This is a genomic window from uncultured Holdemanella sp. (assembly GCF_934754935.1).
Classification (GTDB): domain Bacteria; phylum Bacillota_I; class Bacilli_A; order Erysipelotrichales; family Erysipelotrichaceae; genus Holdemanella.
In genome coordinates this window covers 43,704-50,211 of sequence record NZ_CAKVJB010000015.1, presented here as the reverse complement: position 1 = coordinate 50,211, position 6,508 = coordinate 43,704, and the positions used below count along the sequence as shown (strand labels likewise).

Below are 6,508 nucleotides of genomic sequence, written 5' to 3'. Positions count from 1 at the left end.
AACCGTTTTGGGGTATATGCCGCCCCTTAAATTCTTGGAGAGCAAATTCACCTAACCCCATCCAAATTTATTGCGCCTTTTTATTCTTCTTTTAATCCCATGACTTCGTCTGTAAATAGACGTGCATCCATCAATTTCAAATCTTCAGCAATATATGGTTTGAATTCCATTTGGTCTAATACATCTTTTTGTAGATCTACACCTGGAGCAATTTCGATCAATGTTAATTTTCCATCAATCAACTTAAATACGGCACGCTCCGTGATATATAAGACTTTTTGACCTGTTTCATTCGCATAATCAGCTGAGAATGTAACTTGTTCAATGTGATTTTTGAATTTCTTGATTTGACCTTCTTGATCAATTGTCAATTTACCATTGCCAATTGTTTCTTTTAAACCTTTAGCAGTGAATGTTCCACAATAAACAACGACTGGTGAAGTTTGTGTGATATTGATAAATCCACCGCATCCTGCAATTTTTGGTCCAAAACGAGAAACATTGATATCACCTTTCGAATCACATTCTGCAAGTCCTAAGAAAGCTTGATCTAATCCACCACCATCATAGAAGTCAAACTGATATGTTTGATCAATGATCGCATCTGGGTTAGTACAAGCACCAAAGGCAGTACCATTCATTGGAACACCACCGATTCCTCCGGCCTCAACTGTCATCTTAAGTCCTGGAAGACCTTCTTCGTTGGCAACATTTGCGATACCTTCTGGCATACCAATTCCTAAGTTGATTACTGCAGTTGGATCAAGTTCCATTGCAGCACGACGACATACAACTTTACGTGCATTTAGTGGCATTGGTTCAATTGAATCCACTGGTACACGGATTTCTCCACAGAATGATGGGTTGTATGGATCTGAGTAAGTTTGCCAATGATTTTCAGGTTCAGCAACAACGATCGCATCCACATAAATTCCTGGAATCTTAACATCCATTGGTTTTAATGATCCACGTTCTACAACTTTTTCAACCTGTAAAATAACTTTACCACCACTGTTTTTAACAGCTTGCGCAATACTGATTGAATCTAGAGTAGCTGCTTCTTTACACATTGAGCAGTTTCCATCTTCATCGGCATATGTACCACGAATCAATGCGATATCTAATGGGAATGATTTATAACGTAACCATTCTTCCCCATCCATATTGATTAATTCAACTAAATCTTCAGTTGTACGTTCATTCATCTTCGCACCTTCTAAACGAGGGTCGATAAATGTTTTTAAACCGATTTTTGTGATAACACCTGGACGGTGACCTGCGATTTCACGGAACATCAAACTAATAGTTCCTAAAGGTAAGTTATAGCCTTCCACTTTATTTTCGAAAACTAATTTTTGGAAAGTAGGAATCAATCCCCAGTGTCCACCAATGATTCTTTTTAGCAATCCTTCATGACCCATATGGTTTAATCCAAGATCTGGAGTACCATCTCCTACACCGGCAGAGAACATAACTGTTAAATCTCTTGGGTGTCCTGTTTCTAAGAAACTCTTTTCAATGGCAACACTAAGTTCTTGAGGGTGACCCATTCCAATAAATCCACCAACACCAATTTTGTCACCATCTTTGATCATACTGATGGCTTCTTGGGCTGACATTACTTTTGACATTTAAATCATCCTTTCAAATAAATTATTTGTTTTTAAATTCTTTTTCTTTTACTTTATTTACGAAGCATTCCATACCATAAGTTTGGTCTTCTGTAGCGAAGCAATCTGAGAAATCTTTAACTTCGATAGCGATAGCTGAATCCATATCTGTTTGAAGTCCAGCGTTGATAGCTTTTTTAGATTGTGCAACAGCGATTGGAGCATTTTTACAGATTCCATTAGCCATTTTTAATGCAGTAGCCATTAATTCTTCTTGAGGAACAACCGCATTTACTAATCCGATAGCCAATGCTTTATCTGCTTTGATGTTACGAGCTGTAAAGATCATTTCTTTAGCAATTCCAGCAGGTACTAAACGAGCTAAACGTTGAGTTCCACCAAAACCTGGAGTAATTCCTAATCCTACTTCTGGTTGTCCAAAAATAGCATTTTCAGCTGCGATACGAATATCACATGCCATACTTAATTCGCATCCACCACCTAATGCAAAACCATTTACTGCAGCGATAACTGGGCAGTGTAAAGTTTCGATTTGACGGAAGATCTTGTTTCCATAAGCTCCATATTCAGCAGCTTCTTCAACAGTTTTGTCTTTCATTTCAGCAATATCTGCACCAGCAACGAAAGATTTGCTTCCAGCACCTGTGATAACTACACAATAAGTGTCTTTGTCAGCTTCAACTGTGTTAACAGCTTCTTCTAAATCGTTTAATACAGCAGTTGATAATGCATTTAATGCTTTTTCACGATTGATTGTGATAATTGAAACGTGACCTTGTTTTTCTAATAATACGTTTTCCATGATTTTTCTCCTCTAATATTTAAATAAAAAGTGAAACAACGAGTGTTTCACTTTAGTTATTTCACTAGTTGTAGCTGTAGAATCCTTGTTTAGTTTTTTGACCTAATTTTCCAGCACGAACCATTTTCTTTAATAATGTACATGGACGATATTTAGGATCTCCAGTTTCAGTATATAATACTTCCATTACATCTAAAACGATATCCAATCCAATTAAGTCACCCAAAGCCAATGGTCCCATTGGGTGGTTAGCTCCAAGTTTCATAGCTGTATCGATATCTTCAACACTTGCCAATCCTTCTTGGTAAATGAAGCAAGCTTCATTGATCATTGGAATCAAGATACGGTTAACTACAAATCCAGGTCCTTCAGCAACTTCTACTGGAGTTTTTCCTAATGATTTAGAGTATTCGATGATAGCTTCTTTAGTTTCAACTGGAGTGTTTTCACCAGAGATAACTTCAACTAATTTCATACGATCAGCTGGGTTGAAGAAGTGCATACCGATAACGTTGTGTTTGATTCCGTTAGCAATTTCAGTAACACTTAAACTTGAAGTGTTTGTTCCGAAAATGCAATCTTCTTTACAGATTTCATCTAAAGTCTTGAATAAGTCTTTTTTGATTTCCATTTTTTCAAGAACAGCTTCAACGATTAAATCGCAATCAGCTAAATCTTTGTATTCACCAGCTGTTAAGTTAGCTTTGATACCTTCAGCTTTTTCAGCAGTAATTTTTTCACGAGATACTAATTTATCTAATTTAGCACCAATTTTGTTGATTCCATTTTGTGCCCATTCGATTTTAATATCACATACAGTTACATTGTATCCAGCTGTAGCAAATGCATTGGCAATACCTTGCCCCATTGTTCCAGCACCAATAACACCTACATTTTTCATTTTAAATATGCTCCTTTTTATTATTCAGCTCTTGCAGCTTTAATTGATTCAACTAATAAAGGTAATACAGTTGCGCAATCTCCAACGAATCCCATGTTAGAAATATTGAAGATTTCTGCTTGAGGGTCACGGTTGATAGAGATGATCAAATCTGATTTGTCCATACCAGCACAGTGTTGTACAGCTCCAGAAATACCACAAGCGATATATAATGAAGGACGTACAGTTTTACCTGTTTGACCTACCTGACGATCTTTGTCTAAGAATCCATCTTCAACAACGGCACGTGTACAGCAAACTACACCACCTAATTCGTCAGCTACTTTTTGAAGTACATCTAAGCAGTTTTCAGCACCACGACCAGCACCTACTAAGATATTAGCTTTTGTAATATCTACATCTGCTTTGACTTTTTCGATTACTTTTTCTACAAATACTTGAGGATCTGTAGTTGTCCATGATGGAGTAAATTCTTCAACTTCACCAGTACGGCTAGTATCTGTTGGAGCCAATTCGAATACTTTTGGTCTGATTGTAGCCATCTGTGGACGAGTGTCTTTACATACGATTGTACCGAATAAGTTACCACCGAATGTTGGACGAGTTACGTCTAATAATGATTCACCAGTTTCTTTAGCATATTCTAAATCCACTTCAATTTTAGTAGCATCTGCAGTTAAACCAACATTTAAACGAGCAGCTACACGTGGTGCTAAGTCACGTCCTAAAGGAGTTGCACCAGTTAACATTGAATCTGGTTTGTGAGCTAAAACAACTTGTGTTAAAGCATCAGCATAGAATTGAGTTGAATAGTCTTTTAATAAAGCATCATCAACAACGATTACTTTGTCAGCTCCATGACTAATAACTTCTTGAGCTTTTTCTTTTACATTTTCTCCAAGCAATACACCAACTACTTTGTATCCAAATTCAGGGATAGAAGCAACTAGTTTTCTTGCTTCTGAAATAAGTTCATAACTTACTTCTGCAATGTTTCCGTTTTCTTGTTCAACGAAAACGAAGATATCTTTATATTCTTCAAATCGAGCCATTCTACTTCATCCTCCCTACTTTGTAATGATTTGCTTTTCTTTCAAAGTCTTAGCAATCATATCTGCAGTTTCCTGCTCAGACAATGTGAATACTTCTGTTTTGTCAGTAACATCTTTTGTGAAAGTAGTTTTAACTGATGTAGGAGAACCTTTGAAACCAACTGTTTCAGGATCGATTCCTAATTCAGCATTTGTTAAAACTTCAATCTTGTCTTCTTTACATAAGTCAACGATGTTGTCACATTGCATGTAACGAGGTTTGTTCATTCCAGATAATGTTGTGATAACACATGGCAACTTAGCAGTTACGATTTGTTCAACATCTTCTAATGAACGTTTAACAGTAATTGAATCTTCTTTTACTTCTAAGATTTCATCTACATAAGTAACTTGAGGAATATCCAAACGTTCTGCAGTTTGAGGTCCTACCTGAGCAGTATCACCATCGATAGCTTGACGACCAGCGATAACTAAGTCGAATCCTACTTTTTTCAAAGCAGCAGCTAAAGCGATACTTGTAGCACATGTATCAGATCCACCTAATACACGGTCTGTTAATAAAACACCTTTGTCAGCACCCATAGCTACGCCTTCTTTTAACATTTCAGCAGCTTTAGGTAATCCCATTGTCATTACAACAACTTCAGTGTCAGGGTTTTTGTCTTTTACTTCCAATGCAGCTTCCAAACCAGCTAAATCATCTGGGTTTGTGATTGCAGGAACACCGTCACGAATTAACGCACCAGTTTTTTTATCAACTGTAATCTCAGTTGAATCCGGAACTTGTTTTTCTAAAACAACAATTTTCATTTTTCAACACCAATTCCTTTCTTACTTCAACATAGCGCCAGAGATGACCATACGTTGTACTTCTGATGTACCTTCGTAGATTTCAGTGATCTTAGCATCTCTAAACATTCTTTCTACTGGTAAGTCACGAGTATATCCGTATCCACCTAATAATTGGATAGCTTTAGTTGTAACTTCCATAGCTGTTTCAGCCGCAAATAATTTTGCTTCAGCTGCTAATTGAGTATAAGGACGACCTTCTTGTTTAGCAGTAGCTGCAGAATATACTAACCAACGAGCTGCATCTGTTTTTGTTTGCATATCAGCTAATTGGAATTGAGTGTTTTGGAATTTAGCAATTGGACGACCAAATTGTTTACGTTGTTTTACATAAGCAACGGCTTCATCGATTGCACCTTGAGCAATTCCTAATGCTTGAGCAGCGATACCAATACGTCCACCATCAAGTGTCTGCATGGCAATCTTGAATCCCATACCTTCTTTTCCTAATAAGTTTTCTTTTGGAATACGTACATTATTGAAAATTAATTCACATGTAGCAGATCCACGAATACCTAATTTCTTTTCGTGAAGACCGAATGTGAATCCTGGAGTTCCCTTTTCAAGAATGAAAGCAGAAATTCCACGAGTACCTTTTGTTTTGTCTGTCATGGCAAAAATTACATATACATCAGCTTCTCCAGCATTTGTAATGAAAATTTTTGTACCATTGATAACATATTCGTCACCATCTAATACAGCTGTAGTTTGTTGTCCAGCAGCATCTGTACCAGCGTTTGGTTCAGTTAAACCAAATGCAGCCAATTTCTTACCTGTACATAGATCTGTTAAGAATCTTTGTTTTTGTTCTTCAGTACCAAATTGAGCGATTGGCCAAGTACCTAATGAAGTGTGAGCTGATAAAACTACACCACTTGTAGCACATGTTTTAGACAATTCTTCAATTGCTAAAATGTAGCATAAATAATCTGCGCCAGCTCCTCCGTATTCACGTGAATAAGGAATACCAAGCATTTTTGCTTGACGCATCACTTCTACAGATTCCTTAGGGAATCTTTCGTTTTCGTCAACATCCGCTGCGTTTTCTTTTACTTCGTTTTGCGCAACTTCTCTGAACAACTTTTGCATCATTAATTGTTGTTCTGTTAAATTGAAATCCATAAATGAAGTTCTCCTTTCCAGTTTTCTTGAACTATTCGAATTAGGACATCGATAGCATGAGAAAGTATGTTAAACTTTTCACACAGTCATATTCTACATACTTTTTTTACCCTCGTCAATGATTTTGTTAATATTTTAACAAATTGTTTCA

General features: G+C 36.8%; 6 protein-coding genes. All 6 read right to left on the bottom strand.

Annotated elements, in window-relative coordinates; all coding sequences use genetic code 11:
- Positions 1-80: 80 nt before the first annotated feature.
- Positions 81-1,631, bottom strand: a complete 1,551-nt coding sequence (locus Q0E86_RS05600; RefSeq protein ID WP_295755163.1) for an acyl CoA:acetate/3-ketoacid CoA transferase — start codon at positions 1,629-1,631, stop codon at positions 81-83.
- Between the two features lie 22 nt (positions 1,632-1,653).
- Positions 1,654-2,433: an enoyl-CoA hydratase-related protein gene (locus Q0E86_RS05595; protein ID WP_295755161.1), complete on the bottom strand. Its 780-nt coding sequence runs from the start codon at positions 2,431-2,433 to the stop codon at positions 1,654-1,656.
- A gap of 64 nt (positions 2,434-2,497) precedes the next feature.
- Positions 2,498-3,334 carry a 3-hydroxyacyl-CoA dehydrogenase family protein gene (locus Q0E86_RS05590; protein ID WP_118114494.1) on the bottom strand — a complete coding sequence of 279 codons (837 nt, stop codon included), beginning with the start codon at positions 3,332-3,334 and terminating at the stop codon, positions 2,498-2,500.
- A 20-nt stretch (positions 3,335-3,354) separates the two neighbouring features.
- A complete protein-coding gene (locus Q0E86_RS05585; protein WP_295755159.1) occupies positions 3,355-4,386 on the bottom strand; it encodes an electron transfer flavoprotein subunit alpha/FixB family protein in 1,032 nt (343 codons plus the stop codon).
- Between the two features lie 15 nt (positions 4,387-4,401).
- The gene (locus Q0E86_RS05580) at positions 4,402-5,196 is read right to left on the bottom strand and encodes an electron transfer flavoprotein subunit beta/FixA family protein (RefSeq protein WP_295755158.1); all 795 of its coding nucleotides are present in this window, start codon (positions 5,194-5,196) and stop codon (positions 4,402-4,404) included.
- Positions 5,197-5,217: 21 nt separating this feature from the next.
- Positions 5,218-6,357: an acyl-CoA dehydrogenase gene (locus tag Q0E86_RS05575; RefSeq protein ID WP_117571806.1), complete on the bottom strand. Its 1,140-nt coding sequence runs from the start codon at positions 6,355-6,357 to the stop codon at positions 5,218-5,220.
- Positions 6,358-6,508 lie beyond the last annotated feature (151 nt).

Coding starts and splice junctions, on each gene's coding strand:
- Q0E86_RS05575 (WP_117571806.1), bottom strand. CDS start 6,357: ATGGATTTCAATTTAACAGAACAACAATTAATGATGCAAAAGTTGTTC.
- Q0E86_RS05595 (WP_295755161.1), bottom strand. CDS start 2,433: ATGGAAAACGTATTATTAGAAAAACAAGGTCACGTTTCAATTATCACA.
- Q0E86_RS05590 (WP_118114494.1), bottom strand. CDS start 3,334: ATGAAAAATGTAGGTGTTATTGGTGCTGGAACAATGGGGCAAGGTATT.
- Q0E86_RS05585 (WP_295755159.1), bottom strand. CDS start 4,386: ATGGCTCGATTTGAAGAATATAAAGATATCTTCGTTTTCGTTGAACAA.
- Q0E86_RS05580 (WP_295755158.1), bottom strand. CDS start 5,196: ATGAAAATTGTTGTTTTAGAAAAACAAGTTCCGGATTCAACTGAGATT.
- Q0E86_RS05600 (WP_295755163.1), bottom strand. CDS start 1,631: ATGTCAAAAGTAATGTCAGCCCAAGAAGCCATCAGTATGATCAAAGAT.